This is a genomic window from Streptomyces sp. NBC_00483, assembly GCF_036013745.1.
Classification (GTDB): domain Bacteria; phylum Actinomycetota; class Actinomycetes; order Streptomycetales; family Streptomycetaceae; genus Streptomyces.
In genome coordinates this window covers 6,920,250-6,941,878 of sequence record NZ_CP107880.1, presented here as the reverse complement: position 1 = coordinate 6,941,878, position 21,629 = coordinate 6,920,250, and the positions used below count along the sequence as shown (strand labels likewise).

Annotated in this window: 13 protein-coding genes; 3 read left to right on the top strand and 10 right to left on the bottom strand. The window is 70.2% G+C overall.

Annotation, left to right across the window (positions count from 1 at the left end):
- Window positions 1–18 precede the first annotated feature (18 nt).
- From OHA73_RS31230 to OHA73_RS31220, 3 genes are all read left to right on the top strand, one after another.
- Complete coding sequence (locus OHA73_RS31230; RefSeq protein ID WP_327656678.1) at window positions 19–4,851, top strand: ATP-dependent helicase; 4,833 nt, start codon at window positions 19–21, stop codon at window positions 4,849–4,851.
- Window positions 4,852–4,983: 132 nt separating this feature from the next.
- Window positions 4,984–5,790 carry an Fpg/Nei family DNA glycosylase gene (locus OHA73_RS31225; protein WP_327656677.1) on the top strand — a complete coding sequence of 269 codons (807 nt, stop codon included), beginning with the start codon at window positions 4,984–4,986 and terminating at the stop codon, window positions 5,788–5,790.
- Window positions 5,791–5,964: 174 nt separating this feature from the next.
- Window positions 5,965–6,741, top strand: a complete 777-nt coding sequence (locus OHA73_RS31220; protein WP_266714909.1) for an SDR family NAD(P)-dependent oxidoreductase — start codon at window positions 5,965–5,967, stop codon at window positions 6,739–6,741.
- Here OHA73_RS31220 and OHA73_RS31215 read toward each other — a convergent pair.
- The 10 genes from OHA73_RS31215 to OHA73_RS31170 all read right to left on the bottom strand — a co-directional run bounded on the left by OHA73_RS31215 (window position 6,689) and on the right by OHA73_RS31170 (window position 21,616).
- Window positions 6,689–7,003 (bottom strand): hypothetical protein, encoded by a 315-nt coding sequence (locus tag OHA73_RS31215; protein WP_266718921.1) that lies wholly within the window; start codon window positions 7,001–7,003, stop codon window positions 6,689–6,691. The two genes, OHA73_RS31220 and OHA73_RS31215, sit on opposite strands and share 53 nt — an antisense overlap.
- Window positions 7,004–7,176: 173 nt before the next feature.
- Complete coding sequence (locus OHA73_RS31210; protein WP_266714908.1) at window positions 7,177–7,650, bottom strand: Dps family protein; 474 nt, start codon at window positions 7,648–7,650, stop codon at window positions 7,177–7,179.
- 187 nt (window positions 7,651–7,837) lie between these two features.
- Entirely contained in the window at window positions 7,838–8,218 is a 381-nt protein-coding gene (locus OHA73_RS31205; RefSeq protein WP_188336490.1) for a helix-turn-helix domain-containing protein, read from the bottom strand.
- A 109-nt stretch (window positions 8,219–8,327) separates the two neighbouring features.
- Window positions 8,328–8,897 (bottom strand): CinA family protein, encoded by a 570-nt coding sequence (locus OHA73_RS31200; RefSeq protein ID WP_327656676.1) that lies wholly within the window; start codon window positions 8,895–8,897, stop codon window positions 8,328–8,330.
- Window positions 8,894–9,574, bottom strand: a complete 681-nt coding sequence (gene pgsA, locus OHA73_RS31195; protein ID WP_266714906.1) for a CDP-diacylglycerol--glycerol-3-phosphate 3-phosphatidyltransferase — start codon at window positions 9,572–9,574, stop codon at window positions 8,894–8,896. The genes OHA73_RS31200 and pgsA overlap by 4 nt, the downstream gene beginning before the upstream one ends.
- Window positions 9,571–11,031 (bottom strand): 30S ribosomal protein S12 methylthiotransferase RimO, encoded by a 1,461-nt coding sequence (gene rimO / locus OHA73_RS31190; RefSeq protein ID WP_266714905.1) that lies wholly within the window; start codon window positions 11,029–11,031, stop codon window positions 9,571–9,573. The genes pgsA and rimO overlap by 4 nt, the downstream gene beginning before the upstream one ends.
- Window positions 11,032–11,096: 65 nt before the next feature.
- Window positions 11,097–11,951, bottom strand: a complete 855-nt coding sequence (locus OHA73_RS31185; RefSeq protein WP_266714904.1) for a helix-turn-helix domain-containing protein — start codon at window positions 11,949–11,951, stop codon at window positions 11,097–11,099.
- Window positions 11,952–12,168: 217 nt separating this feature from the next.
- Window positions 12,169–14,946 carry a DNA translocase FtsK gene (locus OHA73_RS31180; RefSeq protein ID WP_327656675.1) on the bottom strand — a complete coding sequence of 926 codons (2,778 nt, stop codon included), beginning with the start codon at window positions 14,944–14,946 and terminating at the stop codon, window positions 12,169–12,171.
- 156 nt (window positions 14,947–15,102) lie between these two features.
- Window positions 15,103–15,783 (bottom strand): response regulator, encoded by a 681-nt coding sequence (locus OHA73_RS31175; protein ID WP_266714902.1) that lies wholly within the window; start codon window positions 15,781–15,783, stop codon window positions 15,103–15,105.
- 274 nt (window positions 15,784–16,057) lie between these two features.
- On the bottom strand, window positions 16,058–21,616 hold the full coding sequence (locus OHA73_RS31170) for a HAMP domain-containing protein (RefSeq protein WP_327656674.1): 5,559 nt from the start codon (window positions 21,614–21,616) through the stop codon (window positions 16,058–16,060).
- Window positions 21,617–21,629: the final 13 nt, after the last annotated feature.

The window sequence follows — 21,629 nt, the reverse complement described above, 5'->3', positions numbered from 1 at the left end:
GGGGTGCAGGATGGGGGCATGGTCAGGTCCAGGCAAGGGGCCCACAGCGCCCCGCAGGCCCTCAGTGGCTTCTCCCCCGCGACCCGTGGTTGGTTCACGGGGGCCTTCTCCGCGCCCACAGCCGCACAGGCAGGCGCGTGGAAAGCGATCGGCGAGGGTTCGGACGTGCTGGTCGTCGCGCCCACCGGCTCGGGCAAGACGCTCGCCGCGTTCCTCGCCGCGCTCGACCAGCTCGCGTCGACACCCCCTCCGGCCGACCCGAAGAAGCGCTGCCGGGTGCTGTACGTGTCCCCGCTGAAGGCCCTCGCGGTGGACGTGGAGCGCAATCTGCGCAGCCCGCTCACCGGTATCCGCCAGGAGGCCGTCCGCCTGGGCCTGCCCGAGCCCGAGGTGAAGGTCGGCATCCGCTCCGGCGACACCCCGCCCGCCGAGCGCCGCGCGCTGGCCACGCGCCCGCCGGACATCCTCATCACGACGCCGGAGTCGCTGTTCCTGATGCTGACGTCGGCCACGCGCGACGCGCTGGCGGGCATCGACACGGTGATTCTGGACGAGGTGCACGCGGTGGCGGGCACCAAGCGCGGCGCCCACCTGGCCCTCTCCCTGGAGCGGCTCGACGAGCTGCTGCCACGCCCGGCCCGCCGCATCGGCCTGTCCGCGACGGTCCGGCCGGTCGACGAGGTGGCGCGCTATCTCTCGCCGCAGCGCCGGGTGGAGGTCGTCCAGCCGCCGTCCGGCAAGGAGTTCGACCTGTCGGTGGTCGTCCCCGTGGAGGATCTCGGCGAGCTCGGCGGCTCCCCGGTGGCCGATTCCGACCAGGGAGCCGAGCGCCCCTCGATCTGGCCCTCCGTGGAGGAGCGGATCACGGACCTGATCGAGGCCCATCGCTCGACGATCGTGTTCGCCAACTCCCGCCGCCTGGCCGAGCGCTTGTGCAACCGCCTGAATGAGATCGCCTACGAGCGCGCCACCGGCGAGCCCCTTCCCGAGGACCACTCCCCGGCCGAGCTGATGGCGGAATCGGGCGCCGCGAAGGGCGCTCCCCCGGTCATCGCGCGCGCCCACCACGGCTCGGTCTCCAAGGAGCAGCGCGCGCTGGTCGAGGAGGACCTGAAAGCGGGCCGGCTCCCCGCCGTGGTCGCCACGTCGAGCCTGGAGCTGGGCATCGACATGGGCGCGGTCGACCTCGTCGTCCAGGTGGAGTCGCCCCCGTCCGTCGCGTCCGGCCTGCAGCGCGTGGGCCGTGCGGGCCACCAGGTGGGCGCGGTTTCCACGGGCGTCGTGTTCCCGAAGTACCGGGGTGACCTGGTGCAGTCGGCGGTCGTGACCGAGCGCATGCGTTCGGGCGCCATCGAATCCCTGCGCCTCCCGGCGAACCCGCTGGATGTGCTCGCCCAGCAGTTGGTCGCGATGACGGCCCTGGACACCTGGCAGGTCGACGACCTGCTGGCGCTGGTCCGCCGCGCCGCCCCCTTCGCCTCGCTGCCCGAGTCCGCGTTCACGGGCGTGCTCGACATGCTGGCGGGCCGCTACCCCTCCGACGCCTTCGCCGAGCTTCGGCCTCGCGTCGTCTGGGACCGCGTCGCCGGCACGATCACGGGCCGCCCCGGAGCGCAGCGCCTCGCCGTCACCTCCGGGGGCACGATCCCCGACCGCGGCCTCTTCGGAGTCTTCCTCGCGGGAGCCGACCCCAAGAAGGGCGGCGGCCGCGTCGGAGAGCTCGACGAGGAGATGGTCTACGAGTCCCGGGTCGGGGACGTGTTCACGCTCGGCACCAGCTCCTGGCGCATCGAGGACATCACGCGCGACCGCGTCCTCGTCTCGCCCGCCCCTGGCGTCCCCGGCCGCCTCCCCTTCTGGAAGGGCGACCAGCTGGGCCGCCCGCTCGAACTGGGCCGTGCGCTGGGCGCGTTCCTGCGCGAGGTCGGCTCCCAGAAGCCCGACGACGCGCGCGTGCGCCTCACGGAGGCGGGACTCGACGAGTGGGCGGCGAACAACGTGCTGTCGTACCTCGCCGAGCAGCGCGAGGCCTGCGGCCACATCCCCGACGACCGCACGATCGTGGTCGAGCGGTTCCGGGACGAGCTGGGCGACTGGCGCGTCGTCGTCCACTCCCCGTTCGGCGCCCAGGTGCACGCTCCGTGGGCGCTGGCCCTCGGCGCCCGGCTCAGCGAGAAGTACGGCATGGACGCCCAGGTGATGCACGCCGACGACGGCATCGTGCTGCGCCTCCCGGACGCCGACCTGATGGGCCTGGACCTCCTCGACCAGGAACCCACCAAGCCGGGCATGGAGTACGACGACGAGCAGGCCCCCATCGGAGCGGCCGACGTCGCCTTCGACAAGGGTGACGTGGACCAGATCGTCACCGACCAGGTGGGGGGCTCCGCCCTGTTCGCCTCGCGCTTTCGCGAGTGCGCCGCCCGCGCGCTGCTGCTGCCCCGCCGCAACCCCGGCAAGCGCACCCCGCTGTGGCAGCAGCGCCAGCGCGCGTCCCAACTGCTCCAGGTGGCGAGCGAGTTCGGCTCGTTCCCCATCGTCCTGGAAGCGATTCGCGAGTGCCTCCAAGACGTCTTCGACGTACCGGGCCTCGCCGAGCTGATGGGCGACATCGAGTCCCGCAAGGTCCGCCTCGTCGAGGTCACCACCCCGGAGGCCTCCCCCTTCGCCCGCTCGCTGCTGTTCGGTTACGTGGCGCAGTTCCTGTACGAGGGCGACTCCCCGCTGGCCGAGCGCCGCGCGGCCGCGCTGTCCCTGGACTCCCGCCTGCTCGCCGAGCTCCTCGGCCAGGCCGAGCTGCGCGAGCTGCTCGACGCGGAGGTCCTTACCGAGCTTGAACAAGAGCTGCAGTGGCGCACGGAGGACCGTCGCGTCAAGGACGCGGAGGGCGTCGCGGACCTGCTGCGCATGCTCGGACCGCTCACGGAAGAGGAGTTGGCCGAGCGGGGCGCCGAGACCGGCTGGGCCGAGAGCCTGGCGGGCGCCCGGCGCGCCATCCGCGTGCGGATCGCGGGCACCGAGCACTGGGCGGCGATCGAGGACGCGGGCCGCCTGCGCGACGCCCTGGGCACAGCGCTTCCGGTCGGTGTCCCCGAAGCCTTCACCGAGCCGGTCAAGGACCCGCTCGGCGACCTCCTGGCCCGCTACGCCCGCACACACGGCCCGTTCACCTCCACGCAGGCGGCGGCCCGCTTCGGCCTCGGCTCCGCGGTCACGGAGGGCGCACTCCAGCGCCTGGCGGCCAACGGCCGTGTCGTACAGGGCGAGTTCCACCCCGCGGGCATCGGCCAGGAGTGGTGCGATGCCACGGTCCTGCGCAGGCTGCGCCGCCGCTCGCTGGCCGCGCTGCGCCATGAGCTGGAACCGGTGCCGCCCGCGGCGCTCGCCCAGTTCCTGCCCCAGTGGCAGCACGTGGGCGGGCACGGCCTACGCGGGGTCGACGGCCTGGTCCGGGCGGTCGAGCAGCTCCAGGGCGCCTCGGTACCCGCCTCCGCCCTGGAAAAGCTCGTCCTGCCCTCGCGCGTCTCCGGCTACGCGCCCGCGCTCCTCGACGAACTCACGGCATCCGGCGAGGTCTTGTGGGCCGGTGCGGGCTCGCTGCCCGGCAAGGACGGCTGGGTCAGCCTCTACCTCGCCGACACGGCCCCGCTGCTCCTCCCGCCCCCGCACCCCTTGGAGCTCACGCCACTCCACCAAGCGGTCCTGGACGCGCTCTCCGGCGGCTACGGCCTGTTCTTCCGCCAGGTCGCCGACCAGGTCCGCGCCGCCCCTCCCGCCCAAGGCCTTGAGGGCCAGAGAGGCACCCCCTTCGAGGTCACCGATCCCCAACTGGCCGACGCCCTCTGGGAGCTGGCCTGGTCGGGCCGCCTCACGAACGACACGCTGGCCCCGATGCGCGCCGTCCTCGGCTCCGGCCGCACCGCGGGCTCCACCGCGCACCGGGCCCGAAGAGCCGTGCCGCGCGGCCGCTACGGAGGCCTCACGGCGGGCGCCCGGCCCACGTCACGCACCGGTCCGCCCACGGTCGCGGGACGCTGGTCGCTGCTGCCCGGCCCGGAGCCCGACCCGACCGTGCGCGCCCACACCCTGGCCCGCACGCTCCTCGACCGCCACGGAGTGGTCACCCGGGGAGCGGTGGCCGCCGAAGGCGTCGAGGGCGGGTTCTCGGCGACGTACCGGGTCCTGTCCGTCTTCGAGGAGAGTGGCCAGGCACGGCGTGGCTACGTGGTGGAGGGTCTCGGCGCGGCCCAGTTCGCGATGGACGGCGCCGTGGACCGCCTGCGCGCGGCGGCGAACGCGCAGGAGCGCGGCTCCGCACCCCCGGATCCGTACGCCCCGGTCGACGCCCCCACCGGCAAGGGCAGGACCACCGCGCCCCGCGCCCTCGTCCTGGCGGCGGCCGATCCGGCCAACGCGTACGGGGCCGCTCTGCCCTGGCCCGATCCCCCCACCGGCGCGGGCCAGAAGCCCGGGCACAAGCCGGGGCGCAAGGCGGGCTCCCTGGTGGTCCTGGTCGACGGCGAGCTGACGCTCTACATGGAGCGCGGCGGCAAGACCCTCCTTGCCTGGTCCGCGTCCGACCCGGCCCACGGCGCCCAGGCTTCCGAAGCGGCCGGCACCGCGACCGGAGCGCGCACCCCGAGCCCCGCCCTCACCCCCGCCCAGCTGGCGGAGGACCCCCGCGTGCCCGCCGCCGCGCAGGCGCTCGCCGAGGCGGCCCGCTCCGGCGCCCTCGGCACCATCACGGTCGAGCGCGTCAACGCGGAATCCGCGCTCACCTCCCCGTACGCCCCTCTCCTGGAAGGAGCCGGATTCCACGCGACACCGCGCGGCCTGCGCCTGCGCGCGTGACACCAATCCCTGGCCCCGCCGGGCCCACATTTCAGCCCCTGCGGCGATTGAGCAGCGGGGTCCGGGGCAGAGCCCCGTGTCGTTGCACCGCGCCCCGCCCACTCCGCCCCCACACCGGCCTACCCTGACCCCATGCCCGAAGGAGACACGGTCGCGCAGGCGGCGAAGCGGCTGCACAGCGCCCTCGCGGGCCAGGTGCTCACCCGCTCCGACCTGCGTGTCCCCCGGTACGCCACGGCAGACCTCACCGGGCGCACGGTCCTGGACGTCACCCCGCGCGGCAAACATCTGCTGACCCGCATCGAGGGCGGCCTCACCCTGCACTCGCACCTGCGGATGGACGGCTCGTGGAAGGTCTACGCGCCGGGCGAGCGCTGGCGCGGCGGTCCGTCCCACCAGATCCGCGCGATCCTCGGCACCGAGACCCGCACCGCGGTCGGCTACCGGCTCCCGGTCCTGGAACTGCTGCGCACCACCGAGGAGTCCAAGGCCGTCGGTCACCTGGGCCCGGACCTCCTCGGCCCGGACTGGGATCCGGACACCGCGCTGCGCAACCTCCTCGCCGACCCCACCCGTCCCCTCGGCGAGGCCCTCCTCGACCAGCGCAACCTCGCGGGCATCGGGAACATCTACAAGTCCGAGCTCTGCTTCCTCCTGCGCGTCACCCCGTGGCTCCCGGTCGGCGAGCTGCCCGCCGAGACCTCCGGCCGCCTCCCCCTCCTCGCGAAGAAGCTGCTCGAGGCCAACCGCGACCGCCCGGCCCGCGTCACCACGGGCCGCCCCCGCCCCGACGAACGCCTCTACGTCTACGGCCGCTCCCACCGCCCCTGCCTGCGCTGCCGCACCCCCATCCGCGCGGCCGACCAGGGCGACGGCTCCCGCGAACGCCCCACGTACTGGTGCTCGCACTGCCAACAGGGCCCGGCTCCCACGGCGTAGGGCCTGTCGTGCGGATCAGACTGGGCTCACGAGGTCCGGCCTGATCCAAACAACGCCCCGTAGCCGACCACACAACACCGCCTGGCCGACCCACACACCACCCCCTCACAGCCACAGAACACAACCACCGCACGACAATTGACGACCCGTCAGACAACCTCGTACGGTCCCTGCATGCCCCTCACTGCGTACGACCTCACCGGACGCACCGCATTCGTCACCGGCGCGGCGAGCGGCATCGGCCGCGCGTCGGCGACACTCCTCGCGCAGGCTGGAGCCACCGTCCACTGCGCCGACCGCGACGCACAGGGCCTGCACGAGACCGCGGCCCTCATCAAGGAGAGCGGCGGCACGGCCCACACCCACACCGTCGACGTGGCCGACCACGCCCAGATCGCGGAAGCCGTCGCGAGCGCGAGCGCCACCTCCGGCGGCCTCGACATCATGGCCGCCATCGCCGGGGTCATGCACAACAGCACGGTCCTGGAGACCCGCGAAGAGGACCTGGACCGCGTGCTCGCGATCAACTTCAAGGGTGTTCTGTACGCGTGCCAGGAAGCGGCCCGCACCATGATCGCGGCCGGCACCCGCGGCAGCATCGTCACGATGGCCTCCGGCGCGATCGACACCGGCGGCCCGGGGCTGCTCTGCTACGGCGCGGCGAAGGCCGCCGTCGTCCAGCTCACGAAGACGCTCGCCACGGAGATCGGCTCGCACGGCATCCGCGTCAACGCGGTGGCGCCGGGCTGGATCCGTACACCGATGACGACCCGCCACGACGAGAGCGCGCAGGCCCACACCGAGTCCCTGATGGTGCGCATGTCACCGCTCGGCCGGGTCGGCGAGGCGGAGGACATCGCGCACGCGGTGCTCCACCTCGCCTCGGACGCCGCGTCGTTCACGACGGGCCAGATCCTCCGCCCGAACGGGGGCGTCGCCATGCCCTGGTGACCTGCCGCCACACCCCGCCGGCGGCCTCGCGCCCGGCGCGCACGGCCCGTGTCCGCACGCGCCGCGCACCGTGCCGCCCGGGCGCCCCGGCCACACCGGCCGCGCGCGCCTTCGGCAATGCGTGCACCGGCAGCAGGCTCAGTCCCCAGCCGCCGGCGACGAGCGCCCCTTCGAACATCCCGGCGCCCGGCGCGAAGGCGAGCCGCAGGGCGCCCCACCACCACAGCGCCCCGCACACGACAGCCGGCGCCCACCGGAGCATCCGCCATCCAGCCCATGCCACCGACCGCTCACCTCCGCCCGACGACCTCCGGGACCACGGACCACGGACCACGGACCACGGACCACGGACCACGGACCACGACCACAGCCAATCTGCCCCGAGCCGCCGGCGCCACGCCCAGGAGCACGCGGGGCGCCGAGGTACCGGGACTCTCAGCCCCGGTTCTCCGCCTGGAACATCCAGTGATGCTTCTCCAGGTCGGCCGTGATCCCGATGAAGAGGTCCTGACTCACGGGATCCGCCTCACCGGTCGCGTCCACCCGCGCGCGCATCCGCGCGATGACCGCGCCGAGCGCGTCCACGAGCGTCCCCACCGCGTCCGTGTCCTTCACCCAGCCCTCGGGGGCCACTCCCACGCCACTGGTGTCCGCGACGGTCTTCGCGCGACCGTCCGGCGGGACACCCAGCGTCGAGGCCCGCTCGGCCACCGTGTCGGAGTGCTGCCGCGCGGTGTCCACGACCTCGTCCAGCTGAAGGTGCACCGACCTGAACCGCGGACCGACCACGTTCCAGTGCACCTGCTTCGCCACAAGGGACAGGTCCACCAGATCCACGAGCGCACCCTGCAGCGCCTCGCCGACAGTCTTCAGATCGCCATCGGGCAGCGGGCTCTTCACGACGTCCATACGTCACCTCCGTATCGAAACCACCATCAACAATGGCACACACGGACCATTACGGACACATCGGGTCCGGCCCTCACTCCGGACCTCGCTCACGCACACCGAAAACGCGCAGCAGAAAGCCCCGACCGATCCTCCCGGCCGGGGCTTCCCCACATTCGAACTGGGCCCAGAACGCTGAGCGCAGGCGCTACGCCGCTACGACGTCCACAGCCTCCGCAGGCGCCTTGATCGTCACACGTTCCGGCGGGACGCCGGCCACGGAGACAGAATTGAGCATCGGACGAACCGGTGCGGGCACCGGCTCCGACGGGACCGCTGCTGCCGACTCGGCCAGCTCGGCGAGAGCGAGCTCATCGCTCACCTCCCGCATCAGCTCGGACATCCGTACGTCAAGCGCGTCGCAGATCGCGGAGAGCAGCTCGGAGGAAGCCTCCTTCTGCCCCCGCTCCACCTCGGAGAGATAGCCGAGCGAAACTCGGGCGGACGAGGAGACTTCGCGCAGAGTACGGCCCTGGCGCTGGCGCTGCCGACGCAGCACGTCACCCAGCAGGCGACGGAGCAGAATCATCGGTGGCTCCCTCCTCGGACCGCGTAGCCGCATCCTTCACGCCCCACCGTACCGCCTCGTGCCGCGGCCGTGCGGGGAGCGATGTCGTGTTCACTCAGGGCTGCAAACATCAAAACCCCCCGTTCTGTTCCGTATCCTGTGCCCGCGCTTTCCCAGAACGTTCGCCGGACTGCTCTCCGACCAGCTCTTCGACGAGCAGTCCGAGCACGCTCCGTACACTCTCCATACGGATTTCCGTCCGATCGCCGTTCAACCGCAGGGCGGCCACTTTGTGGCTACCAGCGAAATCGGCCGCGCCCTCGGAACGATCAGCTCCAGGCCCCACCGCGGCCACGTACACGGTCCCGACCGGCTGCCCGTCCTGCGGTTCCGGCCCCGCTACGCCGGTCGTGGCGACGCCCCAGTCCGCGCCCAGCGCCTCCCGCACCCCGGCCGCCATGGCCAGTGCGACCTCGGGGTGCACGGGCCCGTGCGCGGCGAGCAGATCCGCGTCGACGCCCAGCAGCCGGTGCTTCAGCTCGGTCGCGTACGCCGTGACAGAGCCGCGGAAGGCCTTGGAGGCCCCCGGCACCGCCACGAGCTCCGCGGCCACCAGGCCGCCGGTGAGCGACTCGGCGACGGCGAGGGTCTCCCCCCGCTCCGTCAACAGGCGCAGCGCCTCGACCGCCTCGTACGTCACTTCTCGGCAGCCTCCGCGGACGCCTGCGCCGCCGCCTTCGACTCGGCGATCCCCGCGCGCCGCAGCACGACGGCCTGCCGCACGTAGTCGAGCCCGGTCACCACCGTGAGCGCGACGGCGACCGCCATCACCCACCAGCGCAGCGTCGCGAGCGGCCCGGTCAGCGCCAGGATGTACATGCCGACGGCCGTGCCCTGCGCGAGCGTTTTCAGCTTGCCGCCACGGCTGGCCGGAATGACCCCGTAGCGAATGACGATGAATCGCAGCAGCGTGATCCCGAGCTCGCGCCCGAGAATGACGCCGGTCACCCACCACGGAAGATCACCGAGCGACGAGAGACAGATCAGCGCGGCGCCCATGATCGCTTTGTCGGCGATGGGGTCGGCGATCTTTCCGAAGTCGGTGACCAAGTTGTATGCACGCGCCAGATGCCCGTCAAAAACATCCGTGATCATGGCAACGGCGAACGCCGCCCACGCCCAGGCCCGCCACGCCGGGTCGTACCCGCCGTCGGCCAGCATGAGCGCCACGAAACCCGGCACCAGAAGGAGCCGGATCATGGTCAGGATGTTCGCGATGTTCCACAGGCTCGCCTGATTGACGGCCGCAGTACCCAGCTTGCCTCCGGGCGACGGCCTGCCGGTCCCGCCCGTAGCGGACGCCGGGACTCCGGTCATCTGTCCGTCTCCTCAGCGATCTCCAGCGGCTCGGCCACGAGATCGACACCTTCGGTGCCGACCACCTTTGCCTCGACCATACGGCCGATCGTCAGACCGGCGCCGCTCGTGAGGCGCACCTGCCCGTCGGTCTCGGGTGCCTGGTGGGCACCGCGCCCGAGGACACCGTCCTCCTCGTCGACGGACTCGACGAGCACCTGCACGGTCTCGCCCACGCGCTCCTCGGCGCGCTGCGACACCAGCTGCTCGGCGAGCCGGGACAGGCGCGCGAGACGCTGCGCGACGACGTCCTCGTCGAGCTTGTTCTCGTACGTCGCCGCTTCCGTGCCATCCTCGTCGGAGTAGCCGAAGACACCGATGGCGTCCAGGCGCGCACCGTTCAGGAAGCGCTCCAGCTCCGCGTAGTCGGCCTCGCTCTCACCGGGGAAGCCCACGATGAAGTTCGACCGGACACCTGCCTGCGGGGCCTTGGCCCGAATGGTGTCGAGCAGCTCCAGGAACCGGTCCGTGTCACCGAAGCGCCGCATCGCGCGCAGCACGCCGGGCGCCGAGTGCTGGAAGGAGAGGTCGAAGTACGGGACGACCTTCTCGGTCCCCGTCAGTACGTCGATCAGGCCCGGCCGCATCTCGGCCGGCTGCAGGTAGCTGACCCGCACCCGCTCGATCCCGTCGACATCGGCCAGCTCGGGCAGCAGCGACTCCAGGAGCCGGATGTCGCCCAGGTCCTTGCCGTACGACGTGTTGTTCTCGGAGACCAGCATGATCTCCTTGACGCCCTGCTCGGCGAGCCAGCGCGTCTCGTTCAGTACGTCACTGGGGCGGCGCGAGATGAACGAACCACGGAACGACGGGATGGCGCAGAACGAGCACCGCCGGTCGCATCCGGAGGCCAGCTTCACGGACGCCACAGGGGCGCCGTCGAGCCGCCGCCGCAGCGGGGCACGCGGCCCGGACGCGGGCGCGAGCCCGTCGGGAAGATCCACCGGAGCGTGCCCCGGCAGTGCGATCCCGGAGCCCGCCTCCTGGCGCTCGGCCGGGCTGATCGGCAGCAGCTTGCGCCGGTCACGCGGGGCATGCGCCTCCACGTTGCCCCCGGACAGGATCGTCTGGAGGCGGCCGGAGATGTCCTCGTAGTCGTCGAAACCGAGCACACCATCGGCCTCGGGCAGCGCCTCGGACAGCTCCTTGCCGTAGCGCTCGGCCATGCAGCCGACCGCGACCACCGCCTGCGTTCTGCCATGACCCTTGAGGTCATTGGCTTCCAGGAGGGCGTCGACGGAGTCCTTCTTCGCGGCCTCCACGAAGCCACAGGTGTTCACGACGGCGACATCGGCTGCGTCGGCGTCCTCGACGAGCTCCCAGCCGTCCGCCTCCAAGCGGCCTGCGAGCTCCTCCGAGTCCACCTCGTTACGGGCGCAGCCAAGGGTGACAAGTGCGACGGTACGGCGTTCGGGCATGGAAACAAGACTACTTCGTTCCACTGACAGCCCTACCCGCGAGGGGTTACCGCAAGATCGCCGACTCAGCCGACCTCGGGGTCACCCTTCGTGTACGACAGCCGCTCGACCTGCCCGGCCCTGAACTCGTCCTCGATCTGCTTGCCGTTCACAAACAGCTGGATGTTGCCCGCGTCACCGAGCACGAGGTCGATCTTCTGGTTGTCCTGGAAGGTCTTCGTCTGGCCGTCCTGCAGCAGCCCGTCGAACATGATCCGCCCGTTGTGGTCCTTGGCGGAGATCCAGCTGCGCCCGTCCGCCGCGCTGACCTTGACGGTCACCTTGTCCGCTGGGGCCGCGGCGATCGCGCTGTCAGTCGGATCCGGCTTCGGGTCGGTGGGCTTCTTGGTGCTGGGGCTCGGCTTCTTCGTCGTGGGCTTGCCGGTCGCCGGGGTGGACCCCTCGGCGGCCTGCTGCTGGCTGCCGTCGCTGTCGCCGCCGCTGAAGGCGGTGTAGCCGACGAAGGCGACGACCGCGACGATCGCCGCGACCATGGCGGCCGTCCAGTTGGGCCTGCGCGGCTCGGAGCGGATCCGCTCCGTCTCGAACAGCGGCGTTGCCGGCGTCGGCGCGGGGCGTCCACCGTGCTCGTCGCCGTACTGGTCGATCAGCGGCTCGGGGTCGAGACCCACGGCACGCGCGAGCGTACGGATGTGGCCTCGTGCGTAGACGTCACCACCGCAGCGCGAGAAATCGTCCTGCTCGATGGCCTGCACGATAGGGATGCGCACCCGGGTCGACTGGCTTACCTCGTCGACGGTCAGACCCGCGTCGACGCGTGCCTGCTGGAGGACACTGCCGATCGACGGCCGGTCGTCGTCCGCGTGCGGGATACGGTCTTCCGAAGGGCGGTCGTCTTCAGGGGAGTTGCCGATGGACACGGGGGCGCCTTTCGAGCGTGTAGCCACCTGCTGGAGGTTCAGTGTAGGGGGGGTGTGAATGGGTGAGGCAACCGGGCGGTCGGACTTTGTACGCCATCAGAATGGCCAACCATCCCGCTGGCGACGTACACAGCTGCCTCCCCCTCAACTTGACGTAGCCGACGAGGAAACGGTTGCTCCGATGCCCGTACGGGTGACGTCGTTCGAGGGGATCACCTTAAGGTTGAGCCTCCCCGCGGATCACCGCGAGCACTCCCTCTAGTTCATCGGCTTTCACAAGAACGTCTCGAGCCTTTGAACCTTCACTGGGTCCGACGATGCTCCTCGATTCCATCAAATCCATGAGCCGCCCGGCCTTGGCGAAGCCCACGCGCAGCTTGCGCTGCAACATGGAGGTCGAGCCGAACTGCGTGGAGACGACCAGTTCGACGGCCGCGCACAGCAGGTCCAGGTCGTCGCCGATGTCCTCGTCGATCTCCTTCTTCTGCTTGGTGCCCACCGTGACGTCGTCCCGGAAGACGGGCGCCATCTGGTCCTTGCAGTGCTGGACGATGGCGTGGATCTCGTCCTCTATGACGAAAGCGCCCTGCATACGGGTCGGCTTGTTCGCCCCCATGGGGAGGAACAGGCCGTCGCCCTTGCCGATGAGCTTCTCGGCGCCCGGCTGGTCGAGGATGACCCGGCTGTCGGCGAGCGAGGAGGTGGCGAAGGCGAGCCGCGAGGGGACATTTGCCTTGATGAGGCCGGTGACGACGTCGACCGACGGACGCTGCGTGGCGAGGACCAGGTGGATCCCGGCCGCGCGCGCGAGCTGCGTGATCCGGACGATGGAGTCCTCGACGTCCCTCGGCGCGACCATCATCAGGTCGGCGAGCTCATCGACGATCACCAGCAGATACGGGTACGCCTTCAGCTCCCGCTCGCTGCCCTCGGGCGTGGTGAGCTTGCCGTCCTTGACCGCCTGGTTGAAGTCGTCGATGTGCCGGTAGCCGAAGGCCGCGAGGTCGTCGTAGCGCAGATCCATCTCCCGCACGACCCACTGCAGCGCCTCGGCGGCCTTCTTGGGGTTGGTGATGATCGGCGTGATCAGGTGCGGGATCCCCTCGTACGCGGTCAGCTCCACGCGCTTGGGGTCGACAAGGACCATCCGGACGTCCTCGGGCGTCGCCCGCATCATGATCGAGGTGATCAGACAGTTGATGCACGACGACTTACCGGAACCGGTGGCACCGGCGACCAGGATGTGCGGCATCTTCGCCATGTTGGCCATCACGTAGCCGCCCTCGACGTCCTTGCCGAGCGCGACCAGCATCGGGTGATCGTCCTCGGCCGCGTCCGCGAGGCGCAGCACGTCGCCGACGTTGACCATCTCGCGGTCCGTGTTCGGGATCTCGATGCCGACCGCGGACTTGCCGGGGATCGGCGAGATGATCCGGACGTCGGGGGACGCGACGGCGTACGCGATGTTCTTCGCCAGAGCCGTGATCTTCTCGACCTTCACGGCGGGGCCGAGCTCGATCTCGTACCGCGTGACCGTGGGGCCGCGCGTGAATCCGGTGACGCCCGCGTCGACCTTGAACTCGGTGAAGACGGTCTGCAGCGACTCGACGACGGCGTCGTTGGCGGCGCTGCGGGATTTGCCGGGGCCACCGCGGGTGAGCAGGTCGAGCGAGGGCAGCGCGTACGTGATGTCGCCGGCGAGCTGGAGCTGCTCGGCGCGCGGCGGCAGGTCCCCCCTCGCCTCGGGCGCGGACTTGGTGAGGTCCGGCACGCCGAGGGACGTGGGAGTCGGCTCAGGCTCCTTCTGAGCGCCCGCCGGGGTCTTCTTGACCCTGGCCCCCGGTACGGGTGCCGAGCGGTCCCCTGTGGCCGTCTCACCGCTGTTCTCGCCGTTGCTCTCACCGGAGACGCCCTGCGTGAGGTCGGCGACGAGCGGCGACGGCGGCATGCCGTGCAGCACGGCCCCGTCGAGCGCGGCGGCCGCCGCCGCGGCCACGTCGACCGCGTCCATCGGCCGCTCCATCGCGGGCTGCACGGACCGCCGCGACTTGCGCCGCTTGGCGAACGCCTCCTCCTCGGCCCGGTCCGGGTCGTACGACTCCGGGGCCGGGGCCGCGGGGCGCTTGCGCGAGCGCACGGGCGTGGCGTCGCGCCATTCGTCGTCGTACTCGTCCGCCGTTCCGTCGGCGAAGGCCGCGTCCTCGTGCACGACGCCGAGCTTCACGCCGAGCTGGTGCAGGCGCTGCGGAATGGCGTTGACCGGCGTCGCGGTCACCACGAGCAGCCCGAACACGGTCAGCAGAACGAGCAGCGGGACCGCGAGCACCTGGGTCATGGTGAAGCTCAGCGGCGTCGCGGCGGCCCAGCCGATGAGCCCGCCCGCGTCCCTTATGGCGCGCATGCCGTCCCCGCGCGCGGGTGAACCGCACGCGATGTGGACCTGTCCGAGCACGCCGATGACGAGCGCGGAGAGGCCGATCACGATCCGCCCGTTGGCCTCGGGCTTCTCGGGGTGCCGGATGAAGCGCACGGCGATGACCCCGAGCAGGATCGGCACCAGCAGGTCGAGGCGGCCGAACGCGCCGGTCACCAGCATGTCGACGAGGTCGCCGACCGGGCCCTGCAGGTTGGACCAGGTACCGGCCGCGCAGATCAGCCCGATCCCGAGCAGCAGCAGCGCGAGCCCGTCCTTGCGGTGTGCCGGGTCGAGCCCCTTCGCACCACGCCCTATGCCGCGGAACATCGCCCCCACGCTGTGCGCGACGCCGAGCCACAGGGCGCGTACGAGCTTGTACAGGCCCCCGGTCGGATTGGGCGCCGCCTTGGGGGCGGGCTTCTTCGCCACGACCTTCTTGGCGGGTGCCCTCTTGGGCGCCGGCTTCTTGGCCGCGGCCTTCGCGGGGGCTTTCTTGGCAGCGGCCTTTTTCGCCGGAGCCTTGGTCGGCGCCGCCGTCTTCTTCGCGGGCGACTTCTTGGCTGCGGGACGTGAGGCCATAGGTGTGAGGTTACCGGGGGAGCCGACCTTGGACACGTGTGCCCACTGCTTCACCCGATCGTGTCGCGAACTGACGGGGCGAAAACTGACGTGTCCTCAAAGCCCGAGCGCCGCCCCCGATTCGGGGGCGGCTGCTTCAGATCTGGGGCGTCCGCCTCAGTTCTGGGACGGCAGTGAGGGCGCTCCGCTGCCCGCCCCGGGCTCCAGGGCGTCGAGCGCCCTGCGCAGTCCAGTGAGTTTGCGCTCCAGGTGCGCCGCCGTGGCCACCGCCGCCGCGTCCGCGGACTCGTCGTCCAGCTGCTTCGACAGCGCCTCGGCCTGCTCCTCGACCGCGGCGAGCCGCGCCGACAGCTCGGCGAGCAGTCCCGCCGGCTCCTTGGTGTCGCCGATGGCCTTGCCGCCGCCCTCCAGCTGGAGCCGCAGCAGCGCCGCCTGCTCCCGGAGCTGGCAGTTCTTCATGTACAGCTCGACGAACACCGAGACCTTGGCGCGCAGCACCCAGGGGTCGAACGGCTTGGAGATGTAGTCGACCGCCCCCGCCGCGTAGCCACGGAACGTGTGATGCGGTCCGTGGTTGATCGCGGTGAGGAAGATGATCGGGATGTCCCGTGTCCGCTCGCGGCGCTTGATGTGCGCAGCGGTTTCGAAACCGTCCATTCCTGGCATCTGAACGTCCAGCAGAATGACCGCGAAATCGTCCGTGAGCAGCGCCTTCAGCGCTTCCTCCCCGGACGATGCCCGTACCAGTGTCTGATCGAGCGCGGAGAGGATGGCCTCCAGCGCCAGCAGATTCTCCGGCCGGTCATCGACCAGGAGGATCTTGGCCTTCTGCACCATGGCCCGCCCTCCTCGCCCCGGCATGGGGCCGCCCCTGTCCGCAGGACTCGGGGAGGCTCCTTTCGCCACCCCAGGGGACGACTCCCTTGCGTCGTCCGTCCTTGTGCCGGTCATGGTAGCCGCACCCCGCCTGTCGCCACACCCTGTCACCGCGATGTCACCGTGCACGTAGCAGAAACGCGGTGGGAGACCAGAAGGTTCCCCGAATCCCGCGCCTCTACACGACTTCGACCACACTCAGTCAGCAACTCATCTTGAACATTTCGGTTTCCGGTCACTCACCATGCATCCACCGCTCCATCACAGAGAGCAGATGATCCGGGTCGACCGGCTTCGTAACGTAGTCGGAAGCGCCCGACTCGATGGCCTTCTCCCGGTCGCCCTTCATCGCCTTCGCGGTGAGCGCGATGATCGGCAGCCCGGCGAACTGCGGCATCCTACGGATCGCCGTCGTCGTCGCGTAGCCGTCCATCTCCGGCATCATGATGTCCATCAGCACAACTGTCACATCGTCGTGCTGTTCGAGGACTTCGATGCCCTCACGCCCGTTCTCCGCGTACAGGACCGAGAGGCCCTGCTGCTCCAGGACGCTGGTGAGCGCGAACACGTTGCGGATGTCGTCATCGACGATGAGCACCTTCTCGCCGCCGAACAACAGCCCGCGCCGGGGCGTGGGCGCGCTCTGCTCGGCCGCGCCCGTCCCGCCCGACATCCCGCCGTCCCAGTGCTCGTCCGCGCGCTCCTGAGCGGGCAGCGGCTGGCCCTGCAGCGGCCCCTGCAGCGCCGTCCGCTCGGGCGGCGCCGAGTTCGTCGGGGTCGTCCTGCGACGGCGCCGGAACAGCGCCGCGGGCCCGTTCTGGGTGTCCTGGTAGGACCGCACCTCGGCCGGGGTCTCCACCTCGGCGGGCTCGGGCGCCGCGTCGAGGGCGAGCCGCTCCCCCGGTTCGATGGTCGGCGCGAGCTGCGCGTACCCCTGGGGCGGCAGTTCGCTCGGGTGCATCGGCAGGTACAGCGTGAAGGTCGAGCCGCGTCCGGGCTCGCTCTGCGCGTGGATCTCGCCGCCCAGGAGGCGGGCGATCTCGCGGCTGATGGACAGGCCGAGGCCCGTACCGCCGTACTTGCGGCTCGTCGTGCCGTCGGCCTGCTTGAACGCCTCGAAGATGACGCGCATCTTGCTGGCCGCGATGCCGATGCCGGTGTCGGTCACCGAGAAGGCGATCACATCACCGTCGACCTCGGTCAACGAGCCCGCTTCCAGCAGCTGTTCACGGATCGCGTTCGGCACGTCGCCGCCTGCCGGCCTGATGACGAGCTCGACGGCACCGGAGTCGGTGAACTTCACCGCGTTGGAGAGCAGGTTGCGCAGCACCTGAAGGAGCCGCTGTTCGTCGGTGTGCAACGTAGTGGGCAGTTCCGGCGACACCCTTACGGAGAAGTCGAGTTGCTTCTCCGCGGTCAGCGGCCGGAACGTGGCCTCTACGTAGTCGACAAGCTGCACCAAGGCGATGCGCGTCGGCGAGACGTCCATCTTGCCCGCCTCGACCTTCGACAGGTCGAGGATGTCGTTGATCAGCTGGAGCAGGTCGGAGCCCGCTCCGTGGATCGTCTCGGCGAACTCGACCTGCTTCGGGGTGAGGTTCGCGTCGGCGTTGTCGGCCAGCAACTTGGCAAGGATGAGCAGCGAGTTGAGCGGCGTGCGCAGCTCGTGCGACATGTTGGCGAGGAACTCGCTCTTGTAGCGCATCGAGACGGCGAGCTGCTCGGCGCGCTCCTCCAGGACCTGTCGCGCGTCCTCGATCTCGGTGTTCTTCACCTCGATGTCGCGGTTCTGCTGGGCGAGCAGTTCGGCCTTCTCCTCCAGCTCGGCGTTGGACGCCTGGAGGGCCTTCTGCCGGTTCTCCAGCTCGGCGGAGCGCTCACGGAGCTGCTCGGTCAGCTCCTGCGACTGCCTCAGCAGGACCTCCGTCTTCGTGTTGACGGAGATCGTGTTGACGCTCGTCGCGATCATCTCGGCGATCTGCCCGAGGAAGTCCTTCTGGATCTGCGTGAACGGCGTGAACGACGCCAGTTCGATCACTCCGAGCACCGTGTCCTCGAACAGCACGGGGATCACGATGACCTGCGCCGGAGGCGCCTCACCGAGCCCGGAGGCGATCTTCAGATAGCCGCTGGGCGCGTTGTCCACGAGGATCGTGCGCCGCTCCTGCGCGGCCGTCCCGATGAGCGTCTCGCCGGGCCGGAACGCCGTCGGCATGGAGCCCATGGAGTAGCCGTAGCTCCCACACATGCGCAGCTCGTACGCGTCCTCGTCCGCGATCGCCGCGTCGGCGCTGTCGTCCAGTGGCAGCGCCAGGAAGAACGCACCGTGCTGCGCCGACACCACCGGCGTCAGCTCGCTCATGATGAGCCCCGCCACGTCGTCGAGGTCGCGGCGGCCCTGCATCAGACCCGAGATGCGGGCCAGGTTGCCCTTGAGCCAGTCCTGCTCCTCGTTGGCGATCGTGGTGTCGCGCAGGTTCGAGATCATCTTGTTGATGTTGTCCTGCAGGACCTGGATCTCGCCCGCGGCATCGACGTCGATCTTGAGGTTGAGGTCGCCGCGGGTCACCGCGGTGGCGACGGCCGCGATGGCGCGCACCTGACGGGTCAGGTTCCCGGCCATCTCGTTCACCGACTCGGTCAGGTCGCGCCACGTGCCGTCCACGTCGCGCACCCGCGCCTGGCCGCCCAGCTGGCCCTCGGTGCCCACCTCTCGGGCCACCCGGGTCACCTGCTCGGCGAACGACGACAGTTGGTCGACCATCGTGTTGATCGTGGTCTTCAGCTCGAGGATCTCGCCGCGCGCGTCGATGTCGATCTTCTTGGTCAGGTCGCCCTTGGCGATGGCGGTCGTGACCATCGCGATGTTGCGCACCTGTCCGGTCAGGTTCGAGGCCATGCCGTTCACGGATTCGGTCAGGTCCTTCCACGTACCGGAGACTCCGGGTACGCGGGCCTGGCCGCCGAGGATGCCGTCCGTGCCCACCTCGCGGGCCACCTTGGTGACCTGGTCGGCGAACGAACTCAGGGTCCGCACCATCGTGTTGAACGTGTCGGCGAGCTGCGCGACCTCGCCGCGCGCCTCGATGGTGACCTGACGGGTCAGGTCACCGTTGGCCACCGCGTTGGCGACCTGGGAGATGTTGCGCACCTGCATGGTCAGGTTGTTGGCCATCAGGTTCACGTTGTCGCTCAGGTCCTTCCAGATGCCCGTGACACCCGGAACCCTTGCCTGACCGCCCAGTTGCCCCTCGGTGCCCACCTCACGGGCCACCCGGGTCACCTGCTCGGCGAACGACGACAGCTGGTCCACCATCGTGTTCACCGTGGTGACGAGTTCGAGGATCTCGCCCTTGGCGTCGACGGTGATCTTCTTGGACAGGTCACCGCGCGCCACTGCCGTGGTGACCTCGGCGATGTTCCGCACCTGAAGCGTCAGGTTGTTGGCCATGCCGTTCACGGACTGCGTCAGGTCCTTCCACGTACCCGACACGCCCTGCACCTCGGCCTGGCCGCCGAGGATGCCGTCCGTACCCACCTCGCGGGAGACCCGCGTGACCTGCTCGGCGAAGGCGGACAGCTGGTCCACCATCGTGTTGAGGGTGTTCTTGAGCTCCAGGATCTCGCCGCGCGCATCCACGTCGATCTTCTGCGACAGGTCACCCCGCGCCACCGCCGTGGCGACCTGGGCGATGTTGCGCACCTGGGCCGTGAGGTTGCCGGCCATGCCGTTCACGGAATCCGTCAGATCGCGCCACACGCCGGCGACGCCGGGCACCTGAGCCTGGCCGCCCAGACGGCCCTCCGTGCCCACCTCACGGGCCACGCGGGTCACCTGGTCCGCGAAGGCGGAGAGCTGGTCGACCATCGTGTTGATGGTGTTCTTCAGCTCCAGGATCTCGCCGCGCGCATCCACGTCGATCTTCTGCGACAGGTCACCACGCGCCACCGCCGTCGTGACCTGAGCGATCTGCCGTACCTGTGAAGTCAGGTTTCCGGCCATGAAGTTGACGGAGTCGGTCAGTTCCTTCCACGTGCCGCTCACGCCGTCCACGCGGGCCTGACCGCCGAGGCGGCCCTCCGTGCCCACGTCACGCGCCATCCGCGTCACCTGGTCGGCGAAGCTCGACAGCTGGTCCACCATCGTGTTCACGGTGTTCTTCAGCTGGAGCATCTCGCCGGAGACGTCGACGGTGACCTTCTGCGACAGATCACCGTTCGCCACCGCCGTCGTCACCTGGGCGATGTTGCGCACCTGTCCGGTGAGGTTCCGGAACGCGGTGTTGACGGAGTCGGTCAGGTCCTTCCACGTACCGGCCGCGCCCGGCACGAGGGCCTGACCACCGAGCTCACCCTCGACACCGATCTCCCGGGCCACTCGCGTGACTTCGGAACCGAAGGCGGACAGCTGGTCCACCATCGTGTTCACGGTGTTCTTCAGCTCGAGCATCTCGCCCGCGACGTCGACAGTGACCTTCTGCGACAGATCACCGTTCGCCACCGCCGTCGTGACGGTCGCGATGTCCCGCACCTGAGTTGTGAGGTTCCGGAAAACCGTGTTCACCGAATCGGTGAGGTCCTTCCACGTGCCCGCGGCTCCCGGCACATTGGCCTGGCCACCGAGCTGCCCCTCGGCACCGACCTCGTTCGCCACACGCGTGACCTCGTCCGCGAAGGTACGCAGGGTCTCCGTCATCTGGTTGATGGTCTCGGCCAGCTGGGCGACCTCGCCGCGCGCCGACACCGTGACCTTCTGCGACAGATCGCCGTTGGCCACGGCCGTGGTGACCTGAGCGATCCCACGCACCTGCGCGGTCAGGTTGCCGGCCATAAGGTTCACCGAATCGGTGAGGTCCTTCCACACTCCGGCCACACCGGGCACCTGCGCCTGGCCGCCGAGCTCACCCTCCGTGCCCACTTCGCGGGCCACACGCGTGACCTCGGAGGAGAACGACGACAGCTGGTCCACCATCGTGTTCACGGTGTTCTTGAGCTCGAGCATCTCGCCCGCGACGTGAACCGTGACCTTCCGGGACAAGTCGCCCTTGGCCACGGCAGTGGTGACGAGAGCAATGTCACGTACCTGTGCGGTCAGCCGGTACGCCATCGTGTTGACGGAATCCGTGAGATCCTTCCACGAACCGGACATTCCGCGTACGCGCGCCTGTCCACCGAGCTTGCCCTCGGTGCCCACCTCGCTGGCCACCCGCGTGACCTCGTCGGTGAACGTGGAGAGCTGATCGACCAGGTTGTTGACGGTCCGGCCGACCTTCAGGAACTCACCGCGCAGCGGATGCCCATGCGCCTCGGGCTTCCCTTCCGGTACCTGGGCCCGCAGCTCCATACGGGGCGACAGGTCGCCGTCCGCGACCGCCGAGAGCACCCTCCCGACCTCGGAGACGGGCCGTACGAGGTCGTCCACGAGCGCGTTGGACGCATTGATCGCGGTGGCCCAGGAACCCTCGCAGGCGCCCGTCTCGAGCCGCTCGGTGAGCTTGCCCTCGCGTCCGACGGTGCGGCGCACCCGGGACATCTCACCCGTCAGGTGCAGATTTCGGTCGGCCACTTCGTTGAAGACGGCCGCGATCTCCGACATCACGCCGTCGCCGCTGACGGTCAGGCGCTTGCGGAAATTGCCGTCTCTCATCGCGACAAGACCTGCGAGCAGCCTGTTCAGAGCCGCGGTATCCACGGTCGTCGTTCCACTGCCACCGCGCGTTTTGCGCTGTTTTGCCAGGGACTGTCCGTCTTCTGCGCGCGTCTTCTTGCTCCGCGTCGCTGCGCCAGACTCCACTGTGTCCCTCCCG

Excerpts from the sequence above, each read along its gene's own strand:
- OHA73_RS31210 (WP_266714908.1), bottom strand. The coding sequence starts at position 7,650 with ATGGACGTCGTGAAGAGCCCGCTGCCCGATGGCGATCTGAAGACTGTC.
- OHA73_RS31180 (WP_327656675.1), bottom strand. The coding sequence starts at position 14,946 with ATGGCCTCACGTCCCGCAGCCAAGAAGTCGCCCGCGAAGAAGACGGCG.
- OHA73_RS31230 (WP_327656678.1), top strand. The coding sequence starts at position 19 with ATGGTCAGGTCCAGGCAAGGGGCCCACAGCGCCCCGCAGGCCCTCAGT.
- OHA73_RS31220 (WP_266714909.1), top strand. The coding sequence starts at position 5,965 with ATGCCCCTCACTGCGTACGACCTCACCGGACGCACCGCATTCGTCACC.
- OHA73_RS31175 (WP_266714902.1), bottom strand. The coding sequence starts at position 15,783 with ATGGTGCAGAAGGCCAAGATCCTCCTGGTCGATGACCGGCCGGAGAAT.
- pgsA (WP_266714906.1), bottom strand. The coding sequence starts at position 9,574 with ATGACCGGAGTCCCGGCGTCCGCTACGGGCGGGACCGGCAGGCCGTCG.
- OHA73_RS31215 (WP_266718921.1), bottom strand. The coding sequence starts at position 7,003 with ATGCTCCGGTGGGCGCCGGCTGTCGTGTGCGGGGCGCTGTGGTGGTGG.
- OHA73_RS31205 (WP_188336490.1), bottom strand. The coding sequence starts at position 8,218 with ATGATTCTGCTCCGTCGCCTGCTGGGTGACGTGCTGCGTCGGCAGCGC.
- OHA73_RS31225 (WP_327656677.1), top strand. The coding sequence starts at position 4,984 with ATGCCCGAAGGAGACACGGTCGCGCAGGCGGCGAAGCGGCTGCACAGC.
- rimO (WP_266714905.1), bottom strand. The coding sequence starts at position 11,031 with ATGCCCGAACGCCGTACCGTCGCACTTGTCACCCTTGGCTGCGCCCGT.